We start from the raw sequence: 294 nt of genomic DNA, 5'->3' as shown, positions 1-294 counted from the left end.
CTCCCGCGCACCCGCTACTTTTACCACAACGGATTCGAGCCTCTTCATGTCGCAATTCCTTTCTCGTTCGTTTCATCTTCAAAAGCCCCCCGCCAATTCCAGGAGCACCGGCCCCAGCACGAGCATGAGCATGGCGGGCAGGATGAGCACGCCGGTGGGAACCATCATCTTCACCGGCGCCTTCGCCACCGCCTCCTGGCGACGCGCCTTGTATCCGCTGCGAGCCTCCCGCGCCGCGTCCACCAAGTTGTCGGCCATAGTCGCGCCGAAGCGCAGGGAGCGCACAATGTTCTC

Annotated in this window: 1 protein-coding gene; it reads right to left on the bottom strand. The window is 62.9% G+C overall.

All coding sequences use genetic code 11. From position 1 onward, the window contains the following. Positions 1-78: 78 nt before the first annotated feature. Positions 79-294: type II secretion system F family protein (locus NE591_RS14940; RefSeq protein WP_256157066.1), on the bottom strand; the 216-nt coding region annotated here is incomplete at its 5' end.

This window comes from Adlercreutzia sp. DFI.6.23 (genome assembly GCF_024462535.1).
Classification (GTDB): domain Bacteria; phylum Actinomycetota; class Coriobacteriia; order Coriobacteriales; family Eggerthellaceae; genus Adlercreutzia; species Adlercreutzia rubneri.
Note: the sequence above shows the minus strand (reverse complement) of the source record. Positions and strands in the feature narration are given on the sequence as shown.